Source organism: Cellvibrio fontiphilus (assembly GCF_042646205.1).
In the GTDB taxonomy this organism is placed as follows: domain Bacteria; phylum Pseudomonadota; class Gammaproteobacteria; order Pseudomonadales; family Cellvibrionaceae; genus Cellvibrio; species Cellvibrio fontiphilus_A.
The window spans coordinates 1-1,212 of the sequence record NZ_JBHRTF010000011.1; the positions used below are offsets into that span (position 1 = coordinate 1).

At 46.8% G+C, this 1,212-nt stretch carries 1 protein-coding gene; it reads right to left on the reverse strand.

Translation table 11 applies throughout. The annotated features are described in order from the left end of the window. Positions 1-43: 43 nt before the first annotated feature. A complete protein-coding gene (locus ACFODX_RS16090) occupies positions 44-1,003 on the reverse strand; it encodes an IS110 family transposase (RefSeq protein ID WP_378121041.1) in 960 nt (319 codons plus the stop codon). Between the last annotated feature and the right edge of the window lie 209 nt (positions 1,004-1,212).

Here is a 1,212-nt window from a genome sequence, read left to right on the forward strand (position 1 = left end):
TAACAAGCGACTGTGGTAGAAAATCAATACCTGAAACGCAAATTTAGTTAGCCTGCCACTCGCAGTTATCCCGCACCATAGCGTTTAAAATCGTCATCATTTTTCGCATGCAGGCCGTAAGTGCAACCTTCTTGTGCTTACCCTGCTCGACAAGCTTTTTGTAAAATTTCTTCATCACCGGATTGCACTGAATCGCGCTCAGCATCGCCATGTACAACACTGTTCTGATTGGCGCTCTACCACCTTTGATTCTGCGTCGCCCTTTCATCATGCCGCTGTCACGATTAAAGGGAGCCAAGCCACAAAGCGCTGCTATTTTGCGTGGCGATAATTGGCCCAGTTCGGGCAGCTCTCCCAATAGCGTGAATGTAACGCCATCACCCACACCTGGCACTGAACTTAAAATCTCATAAGTGCGCTGCCACTCTGTGACTTCACTGATGGCTTTTGCGAGCAACTTGTTGATACTTTCAATTTCTTTGTCGAGCACTTTTAGCAAGCGTTTATGGGTTGCTGCAAGAATCGCAGGCGCTTTGTGCTGACGATTTAATTCCTGGGTTCGCATCTCATTCAGTTGGCGTTTGCGCGAGAGTAAATCCCTGATATAGCGCACTTTTTTACTATTAAGAGGCCTTGGCTCCGGTTTTAGTATGGCACCAAATTGTGCGATGAGCCGTGAGTCAATTTTATCGGTTTTTACAAAAACACCTTGCGCTTTACCAAACTGGCGCACTTGGGTTGGCTGGACAATAATCACCGGTAATTCCTTTTCGGCGCAGGCTTCCACCAAACCCCTTTCATAACCACCGGTCGCCTCAACCAAAATGCGCGTGAGGTTATAACGCGATAGCTTTTTAATTAATTCCCGAATCCCTTCCGTGGTATTGGGGTACTGCAAATAAACATCGAGTTCGAAAATACAAACATCCAGTGTGCTTTTTCCGATATCGATTCCTACATTTCTTTCACTGCGATCAATGTGTGCGGCGGTAGTTGTATTCATAACTCACCCTTGCTACATTCGGGCTCGGAGCCCATTCGACTGTTCGAGTTAAAAGTAGAATCAGCAAGGCGCCCACGCTTGTTAACGGACTCGATTATTCGGTTCCGGCGCTGCACCGGGCTACCTTGCTGAATACCTGTTGCTGCAGGTATGGGCTCCACCTTATCGCGTTAAGAATGATAAGAAAACTGGTGAAATCAATCATACAA